Annotated in this window: 27 protein-coding genes and 1 tRNA gene; 16 read left to right on the plus strand and 12 right to left on the minus strand. The window is 71.6% G+C overall.

Annotation, left to right across the window (positions count from 1 at the left end; translation table 11 throughout):
* Nucleotides 1–21 precede the first annotated feature (21 nt).
* From ACTHLI_RS12030 to ACTHLI_RS12045, 4 genes are all read right to left on the minus strand, one after another.
* The gene (locus tag ACTHLI_RS12030; RefSeq protein WP_440183865.1) at nt 22–972 is read right to left on the minus strand and encodes an NUDIX hydrolase; all 951 of its coding nucleotides are present in this window, start codon (nt 970–972) and stop codon (nt 22–24) included.
* Entirely contained in the window at nt 969–3,140 is a 2,172-nt protein-coding gene (locus ACTHLI_RS12035) for an RNA degradosome polyphosphate kinase (protein WP_440183867.1), read from the minus strand. The genes ACTHLI_RS12030 and ACTHLI_RS12035 overlap by 4 nt, the downstream gene beginning before the upstream one ends.
* A gap of 50 nt (nt 3,141–3,190) precedes the next feature.
* A complete protein-coding gene (locus tag ACTHLI_RS12040; RefSeq protein ID WP_440183869.1) occupies nt 3,191–3,697 on the minus strand; it encodes a hypothetical protein in 507 nt (168 codons plus the stop codon).
* A 94-nt stretch (nt 3,698–3,791) separates the two neighbouring features.
* Nucleotides 3,792–4,481 (minus strand): winged helix-turn-helix domain-containing protein, encoded by a 690-nt coding sequence (locus ACTHLI_RS12045; protein WP_440183872.1) that lies wholly within the window; start codon nt 4,479–4,481, stop codon nt 3,792–3,794.
* Nucleotides 4,482–4,588: 107 nt separating this feature from the next.
* Between ACTHLI_RS12045 and ACTHLI_RS12050 the strand changes: the two genes are divergently transcribed.
* Both ACTHLI_RS12050 and ACTHLI_RS12055 read left to right on the plus strand, forming a co-directional pair.
* Nucleotides 4,589–4,852 carry a hypothetical protein gene (locus ACTHLI_RS12050; protein WP_440183875.1) on the plus strand — a complete coding sequence of 88 codons (264 nt, stop codon included), beginning with the start codon at nt 4,589–4,591 and terminating at the stop codon, nt 4,850–4,852.
* A gap of 162 nt (nt 4,853–5,014) precedes the next feature.
* The gene (locus ACTHLI_RS12055; RefSeq protein ID WP_440183877.1) at nt 5,015–5,635 is read left to right on the plus strand and encodes an FABP family protein; all 621 of its coding nucleotides are present in this window, start codon (nt 5,015–5,017) and stop codon (nt 5,633–5,635) included.
* A 17-nt stretch (nt 5,636–5,652) separates the two neighbouring features.
* Here ACTHLI_RS12055 and ACTHLI_RS12060 read toward each other — a convergent pair whose 3' ends face one another.
* Nucleotides 5,653–6,135, minus strand: coding sequence for a VOC family protein (locus ACTHLI_RS12060; RefSeq protein ID WP_440183879.1), 483 nt, complete (start codon nt 6,133–6,135; stop codon nt 5,653–5,655).
* A gap of 45 nt (nt 6,136–6,180) precedes the next feature.
* Here ACTHLI_RS12060 and ygfZ point away from each other — a divergent pair, with 45 nt between their 5' ends.
* Nucleotides 6,181–7,284: a CAF17-like 4Fe-4S cluster assembly/insertion protein YgfZ gene (ygfZ, locus tag ACTHLI_RS12065; protein WP_440183882.1), complete on the plus strand. Its 1,104-nt coding sequence runs from the start codon at nt 6,181–6,183 to the stop codon at nt 7,282–7,284.
* 11 nt (nt 7,285–7,295) lie between these two features.
* Here the strand turns inward: ygfZ and ACTHLI_RS12070 are convergent, their stop codons facing one another.
* A complete protein-coding gene (locus ACTHLI_RS12070) occupies nt 7,296–8,066 on the minus strand; it encodes a class I SAM-dependent methyltransferase (RefSeq protein ID WP_440183885.1) in 771 nt (256 codons plus the stop codon).
* Between the two features lie 55 nt (nt 8,067–8,121).
* Here ACTHLI_RS12070 and ACTHLI_RS12075 point away from each other — a divergent pair, with 55 nt between their 5' ends.
* Nucleotides 8,122–8,871 (plus strand): phosphoglyceromutase, encoded by a 750-nt coding sequence (locus ACTHLI_RS12075; RefSeq protein ID WP_440183888.1) that lies wholly within the window; start codon nt 8,122–8,124, stop codon nt 8,869–8,871.
* Nucleotides 8,872–8,961: 90 nt separating this feature from the next.
* Here ACTHLI_RS12075 and phoU read toward each other — a convergent pair whose 3' ends face one another.
* Nucleotides 8,962–9,615 carry a phosphate signaling complex protein PhoU gene (gene phoU / locus ACTHLI_RS12080; protein ID WP_440183891.1) on the minus strand — a complete coding sequence of 218 codons (654 nt, stop codon included), beginning with the start codon at nt 9,613–9,615 and terminating at the stop codon, nt 8,962–8,964.
* Between the two features lie 150 nt (nt 9,616–9,765).
* Here phoU and ACTHLI_RS12085 point away from each other — a divergent pair, with 150 nt between their 5' ends.
* A complete protein-coding gene (locus ACTHLI_RS12085) occupies nt 9,766–10,932 on the plus strand; it encodes a sensor histidine kinase (protein WP_440183894.1) in 1,167 nt (388 codons plus the stop codon).
* Nucleotides 10,929–11,630 carry a response regulator gene (locus ACTHLI_RS12090; protein ID WP_440183896.1) on the plus strand — a complete coding sequence of 234 codons (702 nt, stop codon included), beginning with the start codon at nt 10,929–10,931 and terminating at the stop codon, nt 11,628–11,630. Before ACTHLI_RS12085 ends, ACTHLI_RS12090 begins: the two co-directional genes overlap by 4 nt.
* An 87-nt stretch (nt 11,631–11,717) precedes the next feature.
* Here the strand turns inward: ACTHLI_RS12090 and ACTHLI_RS12095 are convergent, their stop codons facing one another.
* Nucleotides 11,718–12,323 carry a hypothetical protein gene (locus ACTHLI_RS12095; protein ID WP_440183898.1) on the minus strand — a complete coding sequence of 202 codons (606 nt, stop codon included), beginning with the start codon at nt 12,321–12,323 and terminating at the stop codon, nt 11,718–11,720.
* Nucleotides 12,324–12,488: 165 nt separating this feature from the next.
* Here ACTHLI_RS12095 and ACTHLI_RS12100 point away from each other — a divergent pair, with 165 nt between their 5' ends.
* From ACTHLI_RS12100 to ACTHLI_RS12120, 5 genes are all read left to right on the plus strand, one after another.
* Nucleotides 12,489–12,971 carry a CarD family transcriptional regulator gene (locus ACTHLI_RS12100; protein WP_119480860.1) on the plus strand — a complete coding sequence of 161 codons (483 nt, stop codon included), beginning with the start codon at nt 12,489–12,491 and terminating at the stop codon, nt 12,969–12,971.
* Nucleotides 12,968–14,122 (plus strand): 2-C-methyl-D-erythritol 4-phosphate cytidylyltransferase, encoded by a 1,155-nt coding sequence (ispD, locus tag ACTHLI_RS12105; protein WP_440183935.1) that lies wholly within the window; start codon nt 12,968–12,970, stop codon nt 14,120–14,122. The genes ACTHLI_RS12100 and ispD overlap by 4 nt, the downstream gene beginning before the upstream one ends.
* 10 nt (nt 14,123–14,132) lie before the next feature.
* Nucleotides 14,133–15,539, plus strand: coding sequence for a cysteine--tRNA ligase (gene cysS, locus ACTHLI_RS12110; RefSeq protein WP_440183901.1), 1,407 nt, complete (start codon nt 14,133–14,135; stop codon nt 15,537–15,539).
* A complete protein-coding gene (gene rlmB, locus ACTHLI_RS12115) occupies nt 15,529–16,488 on the plus strand; it encodes a 23S rRNA (guanosine(2251)-2'-O)-methyltransferase RlmB (protein WP_440183903.1) in 960 nt (319 codons plus the stop codon). Before cysS ends, rlmB begins: the two co-directional genes overlap by 11 nt.
* 200 nt (nt 16,489–16,688) lie before the next feature.
* Complete coding sequence (locus tag ACTHLI_RS12120; protein WP_440183906.1) at nt 16,689–17,519, plus strand: hypothetical protein; 831 nt, start codon at nt 16,689–16,691, stop codon at nt 17,517–17,519.
* Between the two features lie 97 nt (nt 17,520–17,616).
* Here ACTHLI_RS12120 and ACTHLI_RS12125 read toward each other — a convergent pair whose 3' ends face one another.
* On the minus strand, nt 17,617–18,909 hold the full coding sequence (locus ACTHLI_RS12125) for a DUF4032 domain-containing protein (protein ID WP_440183908.1): 1,293 nt from the start codon (nt 18,907–18,909) through the stop codon (nt 17,617–17,619).
* Complete coding sequence (locus ACTHLI_RS12130; protein WP_440183910.1) at nt 18,906–20,006, minus strand: ABC transporter ATP-binding protein; 1,101 nt, start codon at nt 20,004–20,006, stop codon at nt 18,906–18,908. The genes ACTHLI_RS12125 and ACTHLI_RS12130 overlap by 4 nt, the downstream gene beginning before the upstream one ends.
* Nucleotides 20,007–20,205: 199 nt before the next feature.
* On the opposite strand from ACTHLI_RS12130, the gene ACTHLI_RS12135 reads away from it, so the two are divergent.
* Nucleotides 20,206–21,123, plus strand: coding sequence for a DsbA family protein (locus ACTHLI_RS12135; protein WP_440183912.1), 918 nt, complete (start codon nt 20,206–20,208; stop codon nt 21,121–21,123).
* Nucleotides 21,124–21,188: 65 nt separating this feature from the next.
* On the opposite strand, the gene ACTHLI_RS12140 is transcribed toward ACTHLI_RS12135, so the two are convergent.
* A tRNA-Thr gene (locus tag ACTHLI_RS12140) sits at nt 21,189–21,261 on the minus strand.
* Between the two features lie 44 nt (nt 21,262–21,305).
* Nucleotides 21,306–21,713: a peptide-methionine (R)-S-oxide reductase MsrB gene (gene msrB, locus ACTHLI_RS12145; RefSeq protein ID WP_440183915.1), complete on the minus strand. Its 408-nt coding sequence runs from the start codon at nt 21,711–21,713 to the stop codon at nt 21,306–21,308.
* Nucleotides 21,714–21,863: 150 nt separating this feature from the next.
* Between msrB and ACTHLI_RS12150 the strand changes: the two genes are divergently transcribed.
* The 4 genes from ACTHLI_RS12150 to ACTHLI_RS12165 form a co-directional block, all read left to right on the plus strand.
* A complete protein-coding gene (locus tag ACTHLI_RS12150; RefSeq protein WP_440183917.1) occupies nt 21,864–22,148 on the plus strand; it encodes a DUF3263 domain-containing protein in 285 nt (94 codons plus the stop codon).
* Nucleotides 22,149–22,222: 74 nt separating this feature from the next.
* The gene (locus tag ACTHLI_RS12155; RefSeq protein WP_440183920.1) at nt 22,223–22,783 is read left to right on the plus strand and encodes a LytR C-terminal domain-containing protein; all 561 of its coding nucleotides are present in this window, start codon (nt 22,223–22,225) and stop codon (nt 22,781–22,783) included.
* Between the two features lie 173 nt (nt 22,784–22,956).
* Nucleotides 22,957–23,160: a cold-shock protein gene (locus ACTHLI_RS12160; protein WP_440183923.1), complete on the plus strand. Its 204-nt coding sequence runs from the start codon at nt 22,957–22,959 to the stop codon at nt 23,158–23,160.
* Nucleotides 23,161–23,344: 184 nt separating this feature from the next.
* Nucleotides 23,345–23,950: TCP-1/cpn60 chaperonin family protein (locus tag ACTHLI_RS12165; RefSeq protein WP_440183926.1), on the plus strand; the 606-nt coding region annotated here is incomplete at its 3' end.

Genomic DNA, 23,950 nt, shown 5'->3' on the forward strand with positions numbered 1-23,950 from the left:
CGCGCTCAGGTACCCGTCGGTTCACTCGGGCGCGGCGTGCGTCTCGATCGCGAGGACCCGATGGGGTGCCTTCGCGGCGAGGTGCACGACCGAGAACTCCGCCGTGCCGAGGATCCCGGCACGGGTCATCCGGCCGCCGTTGGGGCTGCCCGTCGCCTCCGCGATCTGCTCGATGATCTCGGGCAGCACCGGCGCGTGGCTGCACAGCACGGTCGTCCGCCCCTTCGCGATGCGGCGGTCCACGACCTCCCGCACACCGCTCGGGTCGTGCTGACGCTGCTCCCAGCCGTCCTGGCTCAGCTGCGGGGCCTTCTTCACCTCGATGCCGGTCGCCCGCGCGAACGGGGCGACGGTCGCCAGGCATCTGGCGGCCGTGCTGCTCACGATCCGGGTGGGCCCCCAGGCGGCGAGCGCGGGCACGACGGCGCGCGCCTGCGCCTGGCCCCGCGCCGTGAGCCGGCGGTCGGCGTCCGCGCCGGAGGGGGAGTCGAACGCGGCCTTCGCGTGGCGGAGGGCGATGAGCGCGAAGCTCTCGAGTTCGCCCGTGACCGCGAGCTCGGCGAAGCGCTGCAGCAGCTCCGCGTCGCGCTCGTAGGTGAGGCGCTTGCCGACCTTCGCGAGCGGCACCCATTCGACGCCGCCCACCTCGTCGTTCGGCACGAACGTGCCGCGCTCCAGCTCGCTCTTCGAGACCTCGGCCGCCCAGTACAGGACGGTCTTGTCGCGCCCGTTCGGCAGCGTGTAGGTGGTGCTCCCGAGCGGGACGCCGAGGTGCACCTGGTAGCCGGTCTCCTCCAGCACCTCCCGCACCGCCGTCTGCGGCAGCGACTCGGTCGGTTCCGCCTTGCCCTTCGGCAGGCTCACGTCGCCGCGGGCCGGCCGGTCGATGAGCAGCACTTCGTAGCTCTTCGCCCGGCGACGCCAGCAGACGGCGCCCGCCGCGAGCACGGGCGCGGTCGTGGCGTCGGTCATCGGTTCTGACGCCGTCGTGCGCTGAGCGCCTGCATCGTCGCGATCTGCAGGTCGATGTGCGGCTCGCCGTCGTCGCTGACGGCGTGCCGTTCCCACACGCCGATCTCGTCCAGGTGCCAGGAGGCGGTCTCGTCGCTCATCGCCTCGTCGAAGAGCCGGTCGAGCTCGGCGATGTGCTCCGGGCGCTTGAGGCGCACGAGCGCCTCCACCCGGCGGTCGAGGTTGCGGTGCATCATGTCGGCGCTGCCGATGAAGGTGACCGGGTCCCCGTCGTTCAGGAACGAGAAGATCCGCGAGTGCTCCAGGTACCGGCCGAGGATCGACCGCACCGTGATCCGGTCGCTCATCCCGGGCACGCCCGGCTTGAGGCTGCAGATGCCGCGCACCCACACCTCGACGTCGCAGCCGGCCTGACTCGCCCGGTACAGCGCGTCGATGATGGCCTCGTCGACCATCGAGTTCACCTTGATGCGGATGCGGGCCGGCCTGCCCGCCTCGGCGTGCATCCGCTCGGCGTTGATGCGCTTGAGGAGGCCCTTGCGGAGGTGCAGAGGCGCGACGAGTAGCCGGTGGAACTTCTTCTCGATCGCGTACCCCGACAGCTGGTTGAACAGCCGGGTCAGATCGCGCGCGACCTGGTCGTCCGCGGTGAACAGCCCCAGGTCCTCGTAGATGCGACTGGTCTTCGGGTTGTAGTTGCCCGTGCCGATGTGGCAGTAGTTCTTGAGGTTGCCGTCGGCCTCGCGCCGCACCACGAGGGCGAGCTTGCAGTGCGTCTTCAGACCGACGAGGCCGTAGACCACGTGCACGCCGGCGCGCTCGAGCTTTCGCGCCCAGTCGATGTTGTTCTGCTCGTCGAACCGCGCCTTGATCTCGACCAGCGCGAGCACCTGCTTGCCCGCCTCGGCGGCGTCGATGAGCGACTCGACGATGGGGCTGTCGCCGCTCGTCCGGTAGAGCGTCTGCTTGATCGCCAGCACGTCGGGATCCGCGGCCGCCTGCTCCAGGAACGCCTGCACGCTCGTCGCGAACGACTCGTACGGGTGGTGCACGAGCACGTCGCGCTGCGCGATGGCGGCGAACAGGTCCGGCTTCTCGTTCGGCTCGCCCGGTACGAACGCGGGTGCCGTCGTCGGCACCGCGGTCGGGTAGTGCAGCTGCGGGCGGTCGAGCTTGTTCAGCTCGAAGAGCCCGGCCAGGTCGAGCGGGCCCGGGAGCCGGTACACCTCGTCACGGGTGACGTCGAGCTCGGAGGTGAGCAGCTCGAGCGTCGTCGCATCCATGTCCTCGGTGATCTCGAGTCGGATCGGCGGCCCGAACCGGCGGCGCAGCAGCTCCTTCTCGAGCGCCTGCAGGAGGTTCTCGCTCTCGTCCTCGTCGACCTCGAGGTCCTCGTTGCGGGTGAGGCGGAACACGTGGTGCTCGAGCACCTCCATCCCGGGGAACAGCTCGCCCAGGTGATGGGCGATCAGGTCCTCGAGCAGCACGAACGTGGCGGACGCGGAGGACGGTGCGGCGGTCGCGACGAGCCGCGGCAGCACCCCGGTCGGCACCTTCAGGCGTGCGAAGTCGATCCGGTCGGATCTCGGGTTGCGCACGCGCACCGCGAGGTTGAGAGAGAGGCCGCTGATGTACGGGAACGGGTGCGCGGGATCGACCGCGAGCGGCATGAGCACGGGGAAGATCTGGCTCGCGAACACCTCGGCCAGCCGGTTGCGCTCCGACTCGGGCAGGTCGTCGACACCGACGATGCGGATGCCGGACCGCTCGAGGACGGGGCGGACCTGCTCGTGGAACACCTCCGCGTGCTGCACCTGCAGCACGTGCGCGGCGGCGTTGATGTCGGCCAGCACCGAGCGCGGGGCCCGCCCGATGTTCGTCGGCACGGCGAGGCCGGTCATGATCCGCCGCTTGAGCCCCGCGACGCGGACCATGAAGAACTCGTCGAGGTTGGAAGCGAAGATCGCGAGGAAGTTCGTGCGCTCCAGGATGGGCAGCGACTCGTCCTCCGCGAGATCCAGCACGCGCCGGTTGAACGCGAGCCACGAGAGCTCGCGGTCGATGTAGCGGTCCTTCGGCAGCGGGGCGGGACGCGGTCGAGGCGGCGCGACCGCCTGGACGTCCTCCTCGATGGCCGGGGCCGTCGCGGTCGAACTCTCCTCGTCCATCCCCGAATCCTCCCACCGTCCAGGTTGCCCGCAGGTGAACGGGCCCGCGGCTACACGGTGGGGGTGCGCAGCGCCTTCTGCTCGCGGAACCACACGTTCGCGGTCGGCAGGACGCTCAGGATGAACGCCACGAGCAGCACGAGGAAGTGCAGCGCGCCGACGCCGTACGAGCCGAGCACGCCGAACAGCTGGAGGAAGGTGAACACCGCGAGGACGATGCGGGCCCAGTTCCTCCCCTGCTTCATCTTCTGCGCGAAGACGATCGTGAGGATCGAGAAGGCGAGGGTGAGCAGCGTGCTGAAGACGGCGATACCGATGGCGGTGCCCGTCGTGATCCCCGCGACGTCGACCCCGTTCGTGTTCCTGCCCTGCAGGGCGGAGTCGATCTGCCCCTGCGCCGCCGAGAGCTGCCCGGGCAGCGCGACGAGGACGATGATCGCGCCGATGAGGCCGATGATCGCGCCGATCACGTAGAGCAGTGCGGAGGTCCGGACGACGCTCGGCGTCGACGGCTGTGCGGGGCCCTCGGTGAAGGAGGGGGAGTCGGCGGTCGACATGGCTGCACCTTTCCGTCCGTCGGGTGCGCGGACGGCTCCGAACCCTAGCGAACGCGAAGCGGTGAGTCAGACGACCCGCAGGCGACTCTCGGGATCAGCGGCGCGCGGTGGCGAGCCGCTCGTCCTCGTCCTCGTAGACGTTGAAGCGGTACCCGACGTTGCGGACGGTGCCGATGAGGCTCTCGAGGTCACCGAGCTTCGCCCGCAGCCGCCGGACGTGCACGTCGACCGTCCTCGTGCCGCCGAAGTAGTCGTAGCCCCAGACCTCGCTCAGCAGCTGCTCGCGCGTGAACACCCGCGACGGGTGGGTCGCGAAGAAGCGGAGCAGCTCGAACTCCTTGAACGTGAGGTCGAGCGGCCGGCCGTGCACGCGCGCCGAGTAGCTCGCCTCGTCGATCACGACACCGGAGGCCTGGATCTTCGACGCGCTGTCGGCCTGCGCCATGCGGCCGATGACGAGCCGGATGCGGGCGTCGACCTCGGCCGGCCCCGCGGACTCGAGCACCACGTCGCCGACCCCCCAGTCCGCGCTGACCGCCGTGAGGCCGCCCTCGGTGAGGATCAGGATCATCGGCACGGTGATGCCGGTGGTCGTCAGGATCTTGCACAGCGACTTGGCGCTCGCGAGGTCGAACCGTGCGTCGATCAGGATCACGTCCGACGGCGGCGCGCTGATCAGCTGCGCGGGCTCCGCGGGGATCGCCCGCACCTTGTGGCTCAGCAGGCTCAGCGCGGGCAGCACGTCACCGTCGACCTGAGGAGTCAGGATCAACAGCTGTGCCATGGAGGTCCTTCCGGCGACCAGTGGCCCCGATGGTACCGGACCACCCGACGCGGGCGGCTACCCGCCTCCACCGGGCGTCGCCTGAGCGGGCCGGGGAGGATGGGAGGATGGCCGACGTGCCTGCCGCCCGCCTCGCCGTCGTGGCCGTGTGGGTGCTCACGCTCGTCGGCGTCGTGCTCGTCGACGTGTTCGCGCCCGGCCAGCACGTGCTGTCCTGGCTCGCGCTCGCCCTGCCGCTCGCGATCGTCGCGGGCATCGTCGCGCAGCTCGCCGTCGCGGAGCAGCGCGGCTTCCTGACCAGGCTCGCGGCGACGGCCACCGGATCCTTCGTCCTCGTCCTGATCGGCGCCGCGGTCGCGCTCGCGATCTAGAGGACGGGGCCCGCACTAGACTCGCGACCGTGCAGCTGGCGATCGAACTGTTCTACCTCGGGCTGCTCGGCCTGGCCTCCCTCGCCATCGCCGGCGTCTCGATCGTGGTCCTCGCGAACCTCTTCAAGGGGCAGCGCTGACCGCTGCTGCGAGGATGCCGTGGTGATCGACATCCCCGCAGGCCTGCCCGCGGAGCTCGTGCCGCTCTCCTGGCTCATCGGCGTCTGGGAGGGCACCGGGCTCGTCGAGTACGAGGTCGGCGACGAGATCCGGCGCCACGAGTTCGGGCAGCGGGTCAGCTTCAGCCACGACGGACTGCCGTTCCTGAACTACAACTCGTTCACCTGGCTCTTCGGGTCGAACCCCGGCACGCCGGACGAGGGTCCGACCGTGCCGCTCGTGACGGAGACCGGGTACTGGCGGCTCAGCCGGCCGCCCACGGAGGGTGATCCCGGCCCCGGCATGCTGCCCGGCGTCGGGCCGCGCCCGTTCACCACCGCGGCGAGCGTCGAGACCCTCCGGAACGCCTCCGACGGGTTCGACGTGGAGGTCTCGGTCGTGCACCCGACCGGGGTGACGGAGCTGTACCTCGGGCGGGTGAAGGGCCCGCGGGTGGACCTCGCGACCGACGCGGTGATGCGCACGGAGAGCGCGAAGGAGTACTCCGCGGCGACCCGGCTGTACGGGCTCGTCGAGGGGGATCTGCTCTGGGCGTGGGACATCGCGGCCCTCGGGCAGGAGCTCCGCACCCACGCCTCCGGCCGGCTGCGCCGTCGCGACTGACGGGGCGAGGCCAGGCCTCAACCCGCGGCCGCGGCCTCGAGCGCGGCGACGTCGAGCTTCGCCATCTGCAGCATCGCGGTGGTGACCCGCTGCACGACCGCGGGGTCCGGGTCCTGCATCAGCCGCTCGAGCGCCACCGGGACGATCTGCCAGGACAGCCCGAAGCGGTCGGTCAGCCAGCCGCACTGGACCTCCTTGCCGCCGTCCGCGGTGAGCGCGTCCCAGTAGTGGTCGACCTCGGCCTGGGTGTCGCAGAGCACGGAGAGCGACACCTGGGAGTCGAACGGGAAGAGCGGGCCGCCATTCAGGAACGTGTACTGCTGTCCGACGAGGGTCAGGTCGACGATGAACGGGGAGCCCGCCTCCACATGGGGGAGGCCGGAGGCCGCGGGGACGATCCGATCGATGTGCGAGTCGGGCAGCAGACGCGTGTACAGCTCGGCGGCGGCCACCGCGTCCTTGTCGAACCAGAGGTGGGTGGCGAAGCGGAGGACGGTCATGTCCGGACGGTACCGACCGCCTCCGGCTGCGCCTAGCCTCGTCGGATGAGAAGTCCTCTGCTCGACCTCCCCGGCGCGGTCGCCGCCACCGGCGCGGACGAGGGGGTCGCCGCCCACTACGGCCGGCCCGCGCAGGAGCAGCGGGCGCTGGCGGACGGGACCGCGGTCGTCGATCTGTCGTCCCGTGGTGTGCTCAGGCTGACCGGGGAGGACCGGCTGCCGTGGCTCGACTCCCTCACCAGCCAGCGACTGCTCGGCATGCGGGCGGGCGACTCCGCCGAGACGCTGCTGCTCGACCCCTCCGGGCGCGTCGAGCACGCCATGGCCGTCCTCGACGACGGCACCGCGACCTGGCTGATCGTCGAGGCCGTGAGCGCCGAGCCGCTCGCGGCGTTCCTCCTCCGGATGCGGTTCTGGAAGCAGGTCGAGATCGAGGACCGCACCGCCGACGTCGCGGTGCTCGCGGCGCTGCGCGACCTCGACGAGGCGGGCCCGGACGGCCCCCCGCTGGTCTGGCGCGACCCGTGGGCGGCCGGTGCGCCCGGCGGCGTCACCCGCGCCGTGGTCGACGTCCATCCCGGAGCGGCGCTGCCCCTCCGGTTCGTGCTCGTGCCCAGGGTGGCGCTGGACGCGCTCGCCGGCCGCGCCCGCAGCGGCGAGGTGGTGCTCGCGGGGGTCGACGCGCTCGAGGCGCTCCGGATCGCCGCCTGGCGGCCGCGCGCCGCGCGCGAGCTCGATGCCCGGTCCATCCCGCACGAACTCGACTGGCTGCGCAGCGCGGTCCACCTCGACAAGGGGTGCTACCGGGGTCAGGAGACCGTCGCCAAGGTGCACAACCTCGGTCGGCCGCCGCGGCGGCTCGTGCAGCTCGACCTGGACGGCTCCGACGCGGTCCTGCCGGAGCCGGGCGCCCCGGTCCTCGCCGACGGCGCCGAGGTCGGTGTGGTCACGAGCAGCGCACGGCATCACGAGGACGGCCCGATCGCCCTCGCCGTCGTCAAGCGGTCGGTGCCGGAGGACGTGACGCTGGTCGTCCGGACTGCCGACGCGGACGTCGCCGCGGCGCAGCGGGTCGTGGTGCCCGCCGGTGCGGGACCCGCCCTCGCCGTGCCCCGCCTGCCGCGGCTCGGCGCGGTCCAGCGCCACTGACCCGCGCCCCGTCAGGGCGCGACGACCGACCACGGCACGGTGAGCTCCCCGAGCCGCCACCGCGCTCGGGTGCCCAGCACGGGCACGCCGCGGTCGCGGAGGGCCTCCACGGCGGCCACCCAGCGCTGCACGGGCCCGTAGACGGAGATCGGCGCGGCGCGCGTCCACGCCGTGTCGAGCGCCACGAGCAGGTCGTGCACCCGCTCGCCCGGCACGTTGCGGTGGATCAGCGCCTTCGGCAGCCGCTCCGCGACGACGGCGGGGGAGTCGAGCTCCGCGAGCCGCAGCGAGATCGTGAACCGCACCGGCCCGTCCTCCGCGACGTCGACCCACGAGCAGATCCGGCCGAGCTCGTCGCACGTGCCGTCGATGAGCAGACCGTCGGGGGCGAGCCGGTCCGCCACGCGGGACCACGCACCCCGCACCTCCGCCTCCTCGTACTGCCGCAACACGTTCATGGCCCGGACCAGCACGGGGCGCTCGCCGCCTGCGGTGGGCACCTCGAAGCCGCCGAGCGCGAACGCGACGCCCGGAGCCGCGAAGGGCAGGGCCTCGGCGACCCGGTCCGGCTCGATCTCCAGACCGAGCACCCGCACGCCGGGGGTCACGGCGCGCAGGCGGGCCGCGAGCTCGAGGGTCGTCCAGGCGCGGGCGCCGTACCCGAGGTCCACCACGAGCGGCGACGGCGACGCCCGCAGCTGCGGGAGGGAGGCGAGGTAGCGGTCGTTGCGGCGCAGCCGGTTGGTCCCGGTCGTGCCGCGGGTGACGCGACCGACGGGCATGCCGACGACGCTAGTTCCAAGCCGGGCGCCTGGGCGCCCGTCCTACACTCGCTGCGTGCCGACCGAACACTCCCTCCTGCTCCTCCGTCACGGCTTCAGCGACTGGAACGAGAAGAACCTCTTCACCGGCTGGGTCGACGTGCGGCTCACGGAACGGGGAGTGGAGGAGGGCAGGAACGCCGGCCGACTGATCAAGGACGCCGGGCTGCTGCCCGACGTCGTCTACACGTCGGTGCTGACGCGGGCGATCCAGACCGCGAACGAGGCCCTGCTCACCGCCGACCGGGCATGGCTGCCGGTCGTCCGCGACTGGCGGCTGAACGAGCGCCACTACGGGGCGCTGCAGGGCAAGGACAAGGCGCAGACGCTCGCCGAGTACGGGCCGGAGCAGTTCAAGACCTGGCGCCGCAGCTACGACGTGCCGCCGCCCCCGATCGAGCCGGGCAGCGAGTTCGCGCAGGACGGCGACCCCCGGTACGCGGGGATCGACGTGCCGCGCACCGAGTGCCTGAAGGACGTCGTCGCGCGCATGGTGCCGTACTGGGAGAGCGACATCGCACCGCGCCTGCTGGCGGGGGAGCGCGTCCTCGTCGTCGCGCACGGCAACTCCCTGCGCGCACTCGTCAAGCACCTCGACGGCATCTCCGACGACGACATCGCGGAGCTGAACATCCCGACGGGCATCCCGCTGCACTACCGGCTCGACGGCGACCTGAAGCCGGTCGTCCGGGGCGGCGAGTACCTCGACCCGGATGCCGCTGCGGCCGGCGCCGCAGCGGTGGCCGCCCAGGGCGCGAAGTCCTAGAGCACCACAGCAGGACTCAGGCGCTTCGGCAGGACCGGCGACGCGCCTGAGTCCTGCTGATGCTCCTGGGTCCTGCTGAGGGACTCGCCCTCAGTGGCTGACGGCCACCCAGTCGCCGGTCTGGAGGTACTGGACCTTCTTCGCGATCGACACCGCGTGGTCCGCGAAGCGCTCGTGGTACCGGCTCGCGAGGGTCGAGTCGACGATGTCGCTCGCGCCGCCCTTCCACGTCTCCCCGAGCACCTTGTCGAAGACGCTGAGGTGCAGGTCGTCGACGAGGTCGTCGTCGTCGCGGATCTCCTCCGCGAGCTCCGTCGACTCGGTCTCGAGCAGGTGCTTCAGCTTCTGCGCGATGGACACGTCGAGGCGCCCGAGCTCCTTGAACGTCGGCCGCAGCTCCTTCGGCACGACCTTCTCCGGGAACCGGGTCCTCGCGAGCTGCGCGATGTGCTCGGCGAGGTCGCCCATCCGCTCGAGCGACGCGCTGATGCGCAGGGCGGACACGACGATCCGGAGATCGCGGGCCACCGGCTGCTGCCTGGCCAGGATGTCGATCGCGAGCTCGTCGAGGCTCGCGGCGAGCTCGTCGATCTCGTGGTCGTCGGCGATCACGGCCTCGGCGAGCGTGACGTCGGACGAGTTGAACGCCGTCGTCGCGCGCTCGATCGAGATCTCGACGAGCCCGGCGATCTGCACCAGCCGCTCCTGGACATCGGCAAGCTCCTGCTGGAAGACCTCGCGCACGGTTTCCCCTCTCGGTCGTACCCGGGACGGCCACCGTCCGCCTCGGAGGTGAACATCTGGTGCCGTGCCGGCGAACGCGGGACCAATTCGTGGTCCGACGCGCACCCCGACATGAAAGGCGCCCCTGAGCAGTCCCTTATCGTAATCCGCATGAGCGCGGCGTCCATCGTGGTGCTCGGCATCGTGTTCGGGCTGGTCGTCGGGGTCGTGTTCACCCTCCTGATCAGGGGGGCCATGGACCGGGCGGCTGCGGTGCTCGATCTGCAGACGGACGCGCTGCCGGACGGCGCGGTCGCCGTGCTCTCCGCGCTGACGCAACCGGCGCTCGTCGTGGACGGGTCGAACGTGGTGCTGCACGCGACCCCGGGGGCGCTCGCCCTGGGGCTGACCGACGGCCGAGCCCTGCTCCATCCGGAGGTGCAGCGGATCGTCGACCAGGCGCGGATCGCCGGTGAGGCGCAGGACGACGACCTGCTCCTGCCGAGGATCGCCTCCAGCCCCAGGTCGCTCGTGCTGGCGGCGCACGCCGCACCGATCGACGTCGCCAGGGTGCTGCTCATCGTGGACGACCGGTCGGAGTCCGCGCGGCTCGACGCGATGCGCCGGGACTTCGTCGCCAACACGAGCCATGAGCTGAAGACCCCGATCGGCGCCGTCTCCCTGCTCGCCGAGGCGCTCGACACCGCCGCGGACGACGCGGAGCAGGTGCGGCGCTTCGCCGGCCGGCTCACGACGGAGTCGGCGCGGCTGGGCGCGCTCGTGCAGCAGATCATCGAGTTCTCCCGCGTGCAGGGCGCCGATCCCCTCGAGGAGGCGGAGGAGGTTCCGCTCGACGACGTGGTCCGGCAGGCGGTCGAGCGCAGCCACGTGGCCGCGGATGCGAGGGGCGTGACCGTCGTCGTCGGGAAGCGCGCAGGGCTCTGGACGCTCGGCGACCGTGCCATGCTCACCACCGCGGTGCAGAACCTCGTCGCCAACGCGATCGCGTTCTCGCCGCCGAAGGGGCACGTGGGCGTCGGGCTGAGGAACCGGGACGGCATCATCGAGATCGCGGTGTCGGACCAGGGGATCGGGATCGCGGAGGAGGACCTGGATCGCGTGTTCGAGCGCTTCTACCGCACCGACCAGGCCCGGTCGCGGCAGACCGGCGGCACCGGGCTCGGCCTCAGCATCGTGAAGCACATCGCGGAGAACCACGGCGGTGAGGCCCGCGTCTGGTCGCGCGTCGGCCGCGGGTCGACGTTCACCATCCGACTGCCGGAGATCCCGGCGCCCACGTCGGCGCGCACGCCGCGCCGGGAGAAGGAGCGCGCATGACCGTCATCCTGCTCGTCGAGGACGAACCGGCCATCGCCGAACCCCTCGGCTACCTGCTGCAGCGCGAGGGCTACGAGGTCGCCGCCGTGGGGGACGGCGGGGAGGCGCTGGCGCGGTTCGGCCGCGGCGACGTGGACCTGGTGCTGCTCGACCTGATGCTCCCCGTGCTGCCCGGCACGGAGGTCGCGAAGCGCATCCGTGCGGTGTCCGACGTCCCCATCATCATGCTGACGGCCAAGGACGCCGAGATCGACATCGTCCTCGGGCTCGAGCTCGGGGCCGACGACTACGTCACCAAGCCCTACTCGAGCCGCGAGCTGCTCGCCCGGGTCCGCGCGGTCCTCCGCCGGCGGGTCGAGCAGGGGAGCGATGCGGTCGGCCCCGACGTGCTGGAGTCGGGCCCGATCCGCCTGGACGCGGACCGCCACGCCGTGTTCGTCCACGGCAGGGAGACGGCCATGCCGCTGAAGGAGTTCGAGCTGCTCGAGCTGCTCCTCCGGAACGCCGGCCGGGTGCTGACGCGCGGCCAGCTGATCGACCGGATCTGGGGCTCGGACTACTTCGGGGACACCAAGACGCTCGACGTCCACGTCAAGCGGATCAGGGCGAAGATCGAGGAGGAACCGGCCGAGCCGCGCCTCCTGCTCACGGTGCGGGGCCTCGGCTACCGCTTCGAGGACCTCCCCGCGGAGGCCTGACGCCCCGGGTCGCTCGACTCCGCCGATCGAGGTGTGAGCGAAGCGAGCCTCGAGACCGCCCCGGACCTCGCGGCCGCTCGCCTTGGCTCAGCCCGCGAGCGTGTCCGTCGGGGTCGGCGTGGGCGAGGACGTGTCGGTGACGCCCGGCGTCGGCGTCGCGGTCGCCGGCTTCTTCGTCTTCGTCGGGGTGGGCGTCGGCGTGGGCACGAGGGTCGCGTACTGCGAGAAGCTGCCGGTCAGCACGGGCAGCTGCAGGCTGTCCTGGCCGCCCGACGTCGTGAAGGTCACGTTGAACAGCGCGCCCGGCGTCGGGTCGACGCCGTCGAGCACCACGGCGCTCGAGGCGCTGGGGACGGATCCGCTCAGCTTCTTCGGGTCCGTCGTCATCGACAGCAGGCCGCCGGCGGGGACGACGACGCTGCGCGACTGCGTGCCGGCGTTGCCCGTCCACTCGAGGGTCACGGAGGTCTGCGCGCTGCCCTCGTTCGAGAGGACGCCGATCACGCTGGCGGTGTTGTCGGTGCCGTCCAGCACGAAGGCGTTGCGGATCTGCACGTCGCCCGCGGTGCCGTTCACCCCGTCGGACGGGGTGTACGAGTGGGTCGTCTGCTGCGGCGTCACGAACTGGCACCCGGCCAGCGCGGTCGTCGCCAGCAGGGTGACCGCGATCGATGCCGCGACTCGCATCTTCACTGCACACACCTCTCGTCAGACACCGTCGCGGGCGTGGTGGCGCGCGCTCCGATCGCCGTGCAGCCTAGCGGACGGCCCCCGGCCGGGCCCGATCGCAGACCCCGCTCGCGGGGCGTGCGAAACCGCCCCGTGCTAGGATGGAGGCCGCTTTTCGGAAGGATGCGCATGCAATTCGAGGTCGGCGAGACGGTCGTTTACCCCCATCACGGGGCCGCCAAGATCGTCGAGGTCAAGAAGCGCACGATCCGGGGCGAGGAGAAGGTCTACCTCAAGCTCAACGTGGCGCAGGGCGACCTCACCATCGAGGTCCCGGCCGAGAACGTCGACCTGGTCGGCGTGCGTGACGTCATCGGCAAGGAAGGGCTCGACCGCGTGTTCGAGGTGCTGCGCACCCCGTTCGTCGAGGAGCCGACCAACTGGTCCCGCCGCTACAAGGCGAACCTCGAGAAGCTCGCCTCCGGCGACGTGATCAAGGTCTCCGAGGTCGTCCGCGACCTGTGGCGTCGCGACCAGGACCGCGGGCTGTCCGCCGGCGAGAAGCGCATGCTCGCGAAGGCGCGACAGATCCTGATCTCGGAGCTGGCGCTCGCGGAGAAGACCGACGAGGACCAGGCGTCCACGGTCCTCGACGAGGTGCTCGCCTCCTGACCGTCGCGATCGTCGTCGCCGCGGGCGACGGGGTCCGCCTGGGTGCGGGCATGCCGAAGGCGCTCGTGCCGATCGCCGGCCGATCCATGCTCGACTGGGCATTGGACGGTGTGCTGGCCGCCGAGGTCGAGCGGGTGGTCGTCACGGCTCCGCCCGCGGCACCCGGGCCGGTCGAAGCACTGGTGCGAGCCAGGCGGGACGCGGCGCGCATCACGGTCGTGCCGGGCGGCGCGACGCGGCAGGAGTCGGTCGCGATCGCGCTCGCGGAGGTCGCCCCCGATCACATCGTGCTCGTGCACGACGCCGCACGCCCGCTGACGCCGTCCGCGCTGTTCGACCGGGTGCGCGCGGCGGTGGCGGTGACCGGCGCCGGTGTCGTCCCAGCCCTCGCGGCCGCGGACACCGTGAAGGAGGTCGACGGGTCCGCGGTGGTCGCCACGCTCGACCGCAGCAGACTCGCCGCCGTGCAGACCCCGCAGGGCTTCCCCGCGGGCGCGCTGCAGGCGGCGTACGCGGCGGCCGGCAACGGGCACACGGACGACGCCTCCGTCTTCGCGGCGGCCGGCGGTGCCGTGTCCGTCGTGCCGGGGGAACCGGAGGCGTTCAAGGTCACGACCGCGTGGGATCTGCGGCGCGCGGAGCAGCTCCTCGAGCCGTCGCAGGCGATGCGCACGGGCATCGGGGTCGACGTGCATGCGGTCGACCCCTCCCGCCCGCTGTGGCTCGGCGGCGTCGAATGGCCGGGCGAGCCCGGGCTCGCGGGGCACAGCGACGCCGACGTCGTCTGTCATGCGATCGCCGACGCGCTGCTGTCCGCAGCGGGTCTCGGTGACCTCGGGGCGCGGTTCGGTGTCGACCGACCGGAGGAGGCGGGCCGCGCCGGGACGGACTTCGTCACACGAACGGTCGCCCTGCTCGCCGACGCGGGGTTCCGGCCGGTCTCCGTGGCCGTGCAGGTCGTGGGCAACCGGCCGAGGATCGGCCCGCGGCGCGCGGAGATCACCGGGCTGCTCTCCGCCGCGGTGGGCGCTCCGGTGTCCGTCGCGGGCACGACGACGGACGGCCTGGGCCTGACGGGCCGCGGCGAGGGCGTCGCGGCGATCGCCACCGCGCTCGTCACAGGCCGAGCCGGGGTGCCGCGGCTCCCGTAGCATCGACGCCGTGACCGTCCGGCTCTACGACACCCGGTCGCAGGCGCTCCAGGAGCTCGACCCGGTGGTCCCGGGGCGGGTCGGCATCTACGTCTGCGGGCCGACGGTGCAGTCGTCCCCGCACATCGGGCACCTCCGCAGCGCCCTGTCCTACGACCTCCTGCGCCGCTGGCTCGCGCACCGCGGGCTCGCTGTGACCCTGATCCGCAACGTGACGGACATCGACGACAAGATCCTCGACGCCGCGCCGAAGGCCGGGGGCGAGTGGTGGGCGCATGCCTACCGCGTCGAGCTCGAGTTCGCCGCGGCGTACCGGGCCATCGGGGTGCAGGAGCCCACCTACGAACCGCGTGCGACCGGCCACGTCGGCGACATGCTCGCGCTGATCGGCCGGCTGATCGACGCCGGGCACGCCTACCCGGCCGCCGACGACTCCGGCGACGTGTACTTCGACGTCGCCTCCTGGCCGGCGTACGGCACCCTCACCCGGCAGTCCGGGGACGCGCTCGTGTCCGGTGACGGGGAGGGGCGCGCGCGGCGGAGCCCCCGCGACTTCGCGCTGTGGAAGGGCCACAAGCCGACCGAGCCGGCCTCCGCGGCCTGGCCGAGCCCGTGGGGCGCGGGCCGGCCCGGCTGGCACATCGAGTGCTCCGCGATGGCGGAGCGCTACCTCGGTGCCGCGTTCGACATCCACGGCGGCGGCCTGGACCTCCGCTTCCCGCACCACGAGAACGAGCTCGCGCAGTCGACCGCAGCCGGCACGCCATTCGCCCGGCTGTGGGTGCACAACGGGCTCGTGACGGTCGGCGGGCAGAAGATGTCGAAGTCGCTCGGCAACTCGGTGTTCGCGGCCGACCTCCTCGGTGCCGCGCGCGGGGTGGTCGTGCGCTACGCGCTCGCGGCCGCGCACTACCGGTCGGACCTCGACCACCACGCGGGCGCGCTGGTCGAGGCGGAGGAGGCGGTGTCCCGCATCGAGCGGTTCCTGGTGCGGGCGGAGGAGGAGGGTGCCCCTCCGACCGTCGCCGTGGTGCCCGACGCGTTCGCCGCGGCGATGGACGAGGACCTCGGGGTGCCGCAGGCGCTCGCCGTGCTGCATGAGACGATCCGGCGCGGCAACCAGGCGCTGGACGCCGGCGAGCTGGGGCCGGCGGGCGACGCCGCAGCGGCCGTCCGTGCGATGGCCGGCGTCCTGGGCGTCGATCCCCTGGATCCGGCATGGCGCAGCGCGCAGCAGGAGGACGGGAGCGCGGCGGCGCTGGACCTCCTGGTGCAGCGGCTCATCGCCGAACGCCAGGCGGCGAGGGAGTCCCGGGACTGGGCCGCGGCCGACCGGGTGCGCGACGAGCTGGCGGCCGCCGGCATCGTGCTGACCGACACGAGTGGTGGAACGAGGTGGAGCATCGATGGCCGGTGATGCCAGAAGGCGGACGCCGAATCTGAAGGGCACGAAGGTCGGTTCCGGCGGCCGCGGGCGCAAGGCGCTCGAGGGCAAGGGGCCGACGCCGAAGGCCGAGGACCGGGTGTACCACCAGGCGCACAAGCGCAAGCAGGCGGCCGAGCGGCTCGCCGCGAAGCGCGGCGCGACGCAGCCCCGCACCTCCTCCCCGCGCCCGAAGAAGGCGACGGGCGACGAGCTCGTGACCGGGAGGAACGCCGTCCTGGAGGCGCTGCGGGCCAGGATCCCCGCGACGACGCTGTACGTCGCCGCGCGGATGGAGATGGACGACCGGGTGCGCGAGGTCCTGTCAATCGCGAACCACCGCGACGTGCCGGTGCTCGAGGTGATGCGGCCGGAGCTCGACCGGCTGACCGGCGGCGACCTGCTGCACCAGGGGATCGCCCTCGCGGTGAAGCCGTACGAGTACGCGCACCCGATGGACCTGCTGCACCGCGGGACCCCGGCGCTCGTCGTCGCGCTCGACGGGGTGACCGACCCGCGGAACCTCGGGGCGATCATCCGCTCGGTCGCGGCGTTCGGCGGGGACGGCGTCGTGCTGCCGCAGCGGCGCTCGGTCGGCGTCACTCCCGCGGCATGGCGCGCCTCCGCGGGCGCGATCGCGCGCGTCCCGGTCGCGATGGCGTCGAACCTGGCGCAGACGATCACGGCCTACAAGAAGGCCGGGGTGTTCGTGATCGGGCTCGACGGCGGCGGGGACGTCGCGCTGCCCGCGCTCGAGCTGTCCGACCGACCGCTGCTCGTGGTCGCGGGCAGCGAGGGGCAGGGGCTGTCCCGGCTCGTCGGCGAGCTGTGCGACCAGATCGTGTCGATCCCCATCGGCTCCGCGACCGAGTCGCTGAACGCCTCCGTCGCCACCTCCATCGCCCTCTACGCGATCGCGACGACCCGCGCCGCCGCCGAATAGAGCACGACAGCAGGACTGAGCACCAACGGCAGGACTGCGACGGCGTCTGCGTCCTGCTGTTGCTCCTCGGTCCTGCTGTCGTGCTCCCACGGGGGCCGGGGGCGGTGTGCGGGCCGCCCTGCGTTCCTCCACAGGGGCGATCCGGGCTCCGGAGGCGGGTCGGCGCCCGACGCCGCCCGCGGCGGTACCACCATCCCGGCATGGGTCGCTTCTTCATGTTCACCACCGCCGAGCTCCGGGCGCGCGGAGAGACGGTCGACAGCGTCCGGGACTCGATCGCGGCCTCCGAGCGGTTCCGCATCATCAAGGGCTGGTACGGCACGGATCGGACGCCGCAGGACGCCGTGCTCGCGATGCGGATGGGCGGGCGGCTCGGGTGCGTCTCCGCCCTGCGCCTGCACGGTGCGTGGGTGCCACCGGAGCACGGTGTCCATGTCGTGTTCCCGACGAGCGCCTCGGGCAGGCGATCGGCGGATCGCGAGCGCGGCGCTTCGATCGTGCGGCACTGGAGCGCCAAGCGCGATCGCACCGGGTCGGCATTCGGGGTGATGCCGCTCGACGTCGCCGTGATGGACGCCCTGAGCTGCCTGCCGCCCCACCGCCTGATCGCGGTGCTCGACTCGCTGCTGCATCAGCGCCTGATCTCGCGCAACCGGCTCGAAGCGCTGATCCTGCGAGGGCCGCGGCGCGTGCACCACCTGATCAAGCACCTCGAGCCGAGGAGCGAGTCGGGCATCGAGTCGATCGTGCGCTACCTCCTCGCGATCGCCGGGATCCGCACGAAGATCCAGGTCCGGGTGGTCGGCGACCGGGTGGACATCGAAGTCGGCGATTGGCTCGTCATCGAGGCGGACGGGCGGGAGACCCATGCGAAGGAGGCGGCGTTCACCAGCGATCGGGTGCGCATCGTCCGCCTGATGCGAGGAGGCCGGATCGTGCTCCAGTTCCCGTTCGCGTCGATCATGTACGACTTCGACACGGTCGTGGAGGTCGTGATCGACGTCATGGCCCGCCACGCCCCCGTGGCCTGAGCACGACAGCAGGACCCAGCACCATGAGCAGGACGCAGACGACGCCGTGATCCTGCCGTTGCTCCTGAGTCCTGCTGATGTGCTCAGATGGGCGTGCTCAGACGCCGGTGCGCCAGTCCTCCGGGCCCTGGGTGCGGATCGGGAGGGTGACGGAGCCCGTCACCGGCTCGAGCAGGGCGGCCTCGTCGCGGCGGTGCCGGAGGATGTCCTCGACGTACGAGTTCAGCGCCTCCGCCAGCGGCACGTCGCGCGACTGGCGCTGCGACATGAACCAGCGGTGCTCGAGCACCTGGTGGAACACCTCCGCCGGCTCGAGCTTGCCCCGCAGGTCGCGCGGGATCGACCGGATCACCGGCTCGAAGACGCCGGCGACCCATTCGTGCGCGGCCATCTCCTCGTCCATGTCCGTGCGACCGAACGCGTGCCGCCACTGGTCCAGGTCGTTCAGGAGGCGCCGTGCCTGGTTCTCCTCCGCGTCGAGCCCCGTGAGCCTGAGGAGGCGGCGGGTGTGGTGCCCCGCGTCGACGACCTTCGGCTGGATGACGACCTCGCGGCCGCTCTGACCCGTGCGGATCGAGAGCTCCTCGATGTCGAACCCGAGCGCGTTCAGGCGGTCGACGCGCTCGTTGATGCGCCACCGCTCCGACGAGGCGAACGACTCGCGACCCATCAGCTCGTTCCAGAGCATGCGGTACTGCGAGACGATCCGCTCGCTGGTGTCGAGCGGATCGAGGTCCTCGTCCGCCTGGCCGCCCGCGGCGAGGTCCATGAGCTCACCCGCGATGTTGACCCGCGCGACCTCGAGGTCGTTCTCGCGCTGCCCCTTCGACAGGCCGCCGGGGTAGAGCTTGCCGGTCTCCGCGTCCACCAGATAGGCGGCGAACGCGCCTGCGTCGCGCCGGAACAGCGTGTTCGAGAGCGACACGTCGCCCCAGAAGAACCCGACGATGTGCAGCCGGACGAGCAGCAGCGCGAGCGCGTCCGCGAGCCGCGTGGCGGTGTCCGGGCGCAGCGTCTGCGAGAACAGCGCCCGGTACGGCAGGGAGAACCGGAGGTGCCTCGTGACGAGCACCGTCTCGAGCTCGGACCCCGACTCGTCGAGCCGGCCGCTGATCACGGCGACCGGCTCGACGCACGGGACGTCCATCCGCTGCAGCGTGCGGAGCATCTCGTACTCGCGCTGGGCGAGATCGGTCGACGTCTCCTTCACCGCGACGACGTACCCCGAGAGGTTGGCGAAGCGCACGACGTGCCGGGAGATCCCCTTCGGCAGGGCCGCGATGTGCTCAGCGGTCCACTGCTCGAGGGGGACGCTCCACGGCAGGTCGAGCAGCGCCGGATCGACCGTCGCCGCGGTGATGGAGAGGGTCTCTCCGAACGTGTCGCTCAAACAGAGCTGACCGCGGCCGAGATGCGGGCTCCCGACTCGACGTCGAACACGTGCGTGTGGTTCTGCGACGGGTGCAGGTACACGGTGTCGCCCACAGCCGGGTGCGAGCGGCCGTCGACGCGCGCGACGATGTCGGTGCGGCGACCGTTCACGTCCGCGTGGCCGTACAGGTAGCCGTCCGCGCCGAGCTCCTCGACCAGGTCCACGACGACCGGCAGGCCGTCGCCCTTCGTGTGCGACACCTCGAGGTCCTCGGGGCGGACACCGATGGTGACCTGCTTGGCGCTCGACGCGGCGACCGTCTCGCGCGTGAGCGGGATGAGGTACTCGCCGAACTTCGTGCCGCCGTCGACGAGGTCCGACGGGAAGAGGTTCATGGCCGGCGAGCCGATGAAGCCCGCGACGAACACGTTGTTCGGGCGCTCGTACAGCTCGCGGGGCGTGCCGACCTGCTGGAGGACGCCGTCCTTCAGCACGCAGATCCGGTCGCCCATGGTGAGCGCCTCGGTCTGGTCGTGCGTGACGTAGACGGTGGTGACACCGAGCCGGCGCTGGAGGGAGGCGATCTGCGTGCGGGTCTGCACGCGGAGCTTGGCGTCGAGGTTCGACAGCGGCTCGTCCATGAGGAACACCTGCGGCTGACGGACGATCGCGCGGCCCATCGCGACGCGCTGCCGCTGACCACCGGACAGCGCCTTCGGCTTGCGGGCCAGGTAGGGCTCGAGGTCGAGCAGCTTCGCCGCCTCGAGCACCCGGGAGGCGCGCTCGTCCTTGCCGACGCCCGCGATCTTGAGCGCGAAGCCCATGTTCTCGGCGACGGTCATGTGCGGGTACAGCGCGTAGTTCTGGAAGACCATCGCGATGTCGCGGTCCTTCGGCGGGATGTCGGTGACGTCCTTCTCGCCGATGTAGATGTGGCCGTCGTTGACCTCCTCGAGCCCCGCGAGCATGCGGAGGGAGGTCGACTTGCCGCAGCCGGAGGGGCCGACGAGGACCAGGAACTCGCCGTCGGCGATCTCGAGGTTCAGGGCGTCGACCGCCGCGCGGGTGCCACCGGGATAGAGCCGCGTCGCGTGGTCGTACGTCACGGTTGCCATTGCTGTTCTCCTTCACCGGCAGGTACGTGCCGGACGATCCGTTGTGAGGATGACCAGTGGTCATGCCCGGCAGCGCCGCCGGACGAGGCTCAGTATGGCACGCCGGGGGAGCGCGCCCCGGGGCGCCTCTGCGGGCGCCATACGTGCGCCGGTTACCATGCCTGCCCGTGCCGCCGGTCGGTGAGCGCAGGAGGGACCCATGACCAACGCGCCCAGAGCGTCGAAGAACGAGCGCCGCGACGCCGCCCGCGAGAAGGCCCGGGAGCAGCGGCTGAGGCAGCAGCGCCGGGAGAAGCGGAACCGCGTGGCCCTCCAGGTGTCGATCGGCGTCGTGATCGTGGCGATCGTCGCCGTGGTGTCCGTGATCATCGTCAACTCGGTGCGTCCCCCCGGGCCCGGCCCGAAGAACATGGCGAACGGCGGCATCTCGCTGTCCGGGCCGAACCTCACGGCGATCCCGACCGGTGCGCCCGCCGCGGACGCGACGCCGACCCCGGAGCCGACCGTCGGTGGCGGCAAGGTCCTGATCCAGGCGTACGAGGACTTCGGCTGCCCGATCTGCCAGGAGTTCGAGCAGCAGTACGGCGCGCAGATCAAGCAGCTGGTGACGAGTGGAGCCGCGGTGATCCAGTACCACCCGGTGGCCATCCTCGACCACAACTTCACCGACCAGAACTACTCGACCCGGGCGGCGAACGCTGCGGCCGCGATCGCGAACTACTCGCCGGACGCGTTCTACAAGTTCCACACGATCATGTACGAGACGAGCGTGCAGCCGAAGGAGGGGTCCGCGGGCCTCACGGACGCTCGGCTGATCGCCATCGCCAAGCAGGCGGGCGCCACGGACATGACCGACATCTCGAACGCCATCAAGAGCGGCAAGTTCGAGAACTGGGTGGCGGCGCGCACGGCGGAGTTCGTGGCGAACTCCGGCCCGCTCGCGGATGTGAAGTTCCCCGCCTCCCACACCTCGGCCGGCACGCCCACGCTCATCGTGAACGGGCAGTACTGGGACGGGAAGACCGACTTCGGCAGCTTCGTCACCCAGGTGGGCGGCGCGCTCTCGACCGCGACGCCGACCCCCGCTCCGACGCCGAGCCCGTCGAAGACGAAGTGACGCGGCGATGACGAAGGCCCCTCCCGGATCGGGAGGGGCCTTCTTCATCCCGGCCGTGAACACCGAGCCGAGAGTCGGAATCGAACCGACGACATCCGCATTACAAGGGCGGCGCTCTACCGACTGAGCTATCCCGGCGCGGTGTCCAGTCTACGAATGGGCGCGGGGTGCGGCGGGGTGGCTCAGGCCTTCGTGCCCTCGTCGAAGCTCAGCGACACGGAGTTCATGCAGAAGCGGTCGCCCGTCGGGGTCTGCGGCGCGTCGTCGAAGAGGTGACCGAGGTGCGACCCGCAGCGCGCGCACCGCACCTCCGTGCGCTTCATGCCCCACGAGCTGTCGTCCTTCAGCTCGACCGCGTCCGGCGTGATCGGCTCGTAGAAGGACGGCCAGCCCGACCCGGAGTCGAATTTCGTCGTCGAACGGAACAGCGGTGCGTCGCACGCGCGGCAGCGGAAGAGGCCGTCGCGGTGCTCGTCGAGCAGCGCACCGGACCACGGGCGCTCGGTCGCGGCCTCCCGCAGCACGGAGAACTCGCCTGGGTCGAGCGCCGCCCGCCACTCCGAATCGGTCTTGGTCACTTCGTAGCTCATCACGGCCTTCCTTCCACGCGGGATCTGCTTGGGTCCAGAGGACACGGCGTCCCGCTTCCGCCCTCATGCGTGTCAGCCCTCTTAGCATCCCTCCTATTCCCCCCTCGAACGCGGGGGGAAGGGTGACACGGAAGGACATGGATCACCGGCATGGACGAACCCGTGAACCCCACCGGCAGGACGCACGAGCTGTCCGCGCGGGACCTCGACATCCTCGCCTTCGAACGCGCGTGGTGGCGCCGAGGGGGCAAGAAGGAGGAGGCCATCCGCGAGGAGTTCGGCATCTCCGCCGTCCGCTACTACCAGCTCCTCGGCGCGCTCATCGAGACGCCCGCGGCGCTGCGAGAGGATCCGATGCTCGTGAAGCGCCTCCAGCGCCTCCGCGATGCCCGAACGGTACGGCGCGCCGATCTGCTGCGCCGGCACTCGAGCTGAGCGCCACGGGAGCCGTGCCGGTGAGCGCCGGCGCGGCAGGGGGACGAGCACAGAGCAGAGGAACACGCAGACCAGTGGCCAGAGGTACGAGCGCGCCGTCGCGTGACCGGTTCGACGACGTCCCCGCGGACCTGGCGAGGGTCGGTGCGCATCGTGCGCCGAGACGGGGTCGCGGCCTCGTCACGTTCGCGTGGGCCGCGCTGGCGACCGGCGTGCTGGTCGGGGCAGGCGTGCTCGGGCTCGGGGTGATCGAGCGCGGCGTGTCCTCGACCGGGGACACGGGGGCGGCGAGTGCGGCGAGTGCGACCTCCGCGTCCGCGATGCCCGCCGCGACCGTCGACCCGAACGTGGACGTCGTCGTCCTGAACGCGACCACCACGAACGGCCTCGCAGCGCACGCCGCGACGAAGGCGAAGGCCGACGGCTGGAAGGTCACGTCGACCGCGAACGCCAATTCGAAGAACGTGCAGCTCTCGACCGTGTACTACGGCCAGAAGTCGCAGCTCGGCGCGGCGCTCGGGCTCGCGAAGTCGCTCGGCATCGGCCATGCGCCCGTGCAGTCCACGCAGTACGACGTGGCCGGGCAGTCCCGGTTGACGGTCGTGCTGGGCAAGGACTACGTCGCCTCCTCCTGACCCGATCCGGGCCCTGCCGGCGCCGCATGTTTCCGCGGTGTTACCGGCGTGTTGAGATGCGTCGCCGATGGGGGTCCACCGGGGTTCCGGGGGCCCGCTGAGCGCATCGTGCTCGCTAGATTGCGGTCACACCGCGGGGGAGGCCCCCGCAAGGAGGCAGGGAGCAGCACCCGATGGCAAGTGGTGTCGTGAAGTGGTTCAACGCCGAGAAGGGCTACGGATTCATCACCGTGGACGGCGGCAGCCAGGACGTGTTCGTCCACTACTCCGCGATCGAGATGAACGGGTACCGCTCGCTCGCCGAGGGGCAGCGCGTCGAGTTCGAGGTGGGGACCGGAGCCAAGGGGCCCCAGGCGGAAGCCGTCCGCCCGAGCTGACGCGCCGCCGGGCGGCCGACGGGGGCTTCCGCGGTCGGCGAACCGCGTCGGCGCCGCTTGCACTCCCATGAGGTGACTGCCAAACTGGGTTAGCACTCGTTCTCATCGAGTGCCAGGTGCGCGGACGACCGCGTCCGCACGCCGTCCCGAAGTTGTCACCGTCCAGGGAGGACGAGAAACACCTATGGCGAAGATCATTGCCTTCGACGAGGAGGCCCGTCGCGGCCTCGAGCGGGGTCTCAACACCCTCGCCGACGCCGTGCGCGTCACGCTCGGCCCGCGCGGCCGCAACGTCGTGCTGGAGAAGAAGTGGGGCGCTCCCACGATCACGAACGACGGCGTCTCGATCGCCAAGGAGATCGAGCTCGACGACCCGTACGAGAAGATCGGTGCGGAGCTCGTCAAGGAGGTCGCGAAGAAGACGGACGACGTCGCCGGCGACGGCACGACGACCTCGGTCGTCCTGGCTCAGGCGCTGGTCCGCGAGGGTCTCCGCAACGTGGCCGCCGGCGCCGACCCGATCAGCCTGAAGCGCGGCATCGACAAGGCCGTCGCGGCCGTGTCCGCCGAGCTGCTGTCCTCCGCCAAGGAGGTCGAGACCAAGGAGGAGATCGCCGCCACCGCGTCCATCTCCGCCGGCGACCTGCAGATCGGCGAGATCATCGCCGAGGCGATCGACAAGGTCGGCAAGGAGGGCGTCGTCACCGTCGAGGAGTCGAACACCTTCGGCACCGAGCTCGAGCTGACCGAGGGCATGCGCTTCGACAAGGGCTTCCTGTCGCAGTACTTC

The organism is Amnibacterium sp., assembly GCF_051956055.1.
Taxonomy (GTDB): domain Bacteria; phylum Actinomycetota; class Actinomycetes; order Actinomycetales; family Microbacteriaceae; genus Amnibacterium.

Bases quoted from the DNA above. Each gene is read 5' to 3' on its own strand.
- ACTHLI_RS12030 (WP_440183865.1), bottom strand. From the start codon at position 972: ATGACCGACGCCACGACCGCGCCCGTGCTCGCGGCGGGCGCCGTCTGC.
- ACTHLI_RS12035 (WP_440183867.1), bottom strand. From the start codon at position 3,140: ATGGACGAGGAGAGTTCGACCGCGACGGCCCCGGCCATCGAGGAGGAC.
- ACTHLI_RS12040 (WP_440183869.1), bottom strand. From the start codon at position 3,697: ATGTCGACCGCCGACTCCCCCTCCTTCACCGAGGGCCCCGCACAGCCG.
- ACTHLI_RS12045 (WP_440183872.1), bottom strand. From the start codon at position 4,481: ATGGCACAGCTGTTGATCCTGACTCCTCAGGTCGACGGTGACGTGCTG.
- ACTHLI_RS12050 (WP_440183875.1), top strand. From the start codon at position 4,589: ATGGCCGACGTGCCTGCCGCCCGCCTCGCCGTCGTGGCCGTGTGGGTG.
- ACTHLI_RS12060 (WP_440183879.1), bottom strand. From the start codon at position 6,135: ATGACCGTCCTCCGCTTCGCCACCCACCTCTGGTTCGACAAGGACGCG.
- ygfZ (WP_440183882.1), top strand. From the start codon at position 6,181: ATGAGAAGTCCTCTGCTCGACCTCCCCGGCGCGGTCGCCGCCACCGGC.
- ACTHLI_RS12070 (WP_440183885.1), bottom strand. From the start codon at position 8,066: ATGCCCGTCGGTCGCGTCACCCGCGGCACGACCGGGACCAACCGGCTG.
- ACTHLI_RS12085 (WP_440183894.1), top strand. From the start codon at position 9,766: ATGAGCGCGGCGTCCATCGTGGTGCTCGGCATCGTGTTCGGGCTGGTC.
- ACTHLI_RS12090 (WP_440183896.1), top strand. From the start codon at position 10,929: ATGACCGTCATCCTGCTCGTCGAGGACGAACCGGCCATCGCCGAACCC.
- ACTHLI_RS12100 (WP_119480860.1), top strand. From the start codon at position 12,489: ATGCAATTCGAGGTCGGCGAGACGGTCGTTTACCCCCATCACGGGGCC.
- rlmB (WP_440183903.1), top strand. From the start codon at position 15,529: ATGGCCGGTGATGCCAGAAGGCGGACGCCGAATCTGAAGGGCACGAAG.
- ACTHLI_RS12120 (WP_440183906.1), top strand. From the start codon at position 16,689: ATGGGTCGCTTCTTCATGTTCACCACCGCCGAGCTCCGGGCGCGCGGA.
- ACTHLI_RS12130 (WP_440183910.1), bottom strand. From the start codon at position 20,006: ATGGCAACCGTGACGTACGACCACGCGACGCGGCTCTATCCCGGTGGC.
- ACTHLI_RS12135 (WP_440183912.1), top strand. From the start codon at position 20,206: ATGACCAACGCGCCCAGAGCGTCGAAGAACGAGCGCCGCGACGCCGCC.
- msrB (WP_440183915.1), bottom strand. From the start codon at position 21,713: ATGAGCTACGAAGTGACCAAGACCGATTCGGAGTGGCGGGCGGCGCTC.
- ACTHLI_RS12150 (WP_440183917.1), top strand. From the start codon at position 21,864: ATGGACGAACCCGTGAACCCCACCGGCAGGACGCACGAGCTGTCCGCG.
- ACTHLI_RS12160 (WP_440183923.1), top strand. From the start codon at position 22,957: ATGGCAAGTGGTGTCGTGAAGTGGTTCAACGCCGAGAAGGGCTACGGA.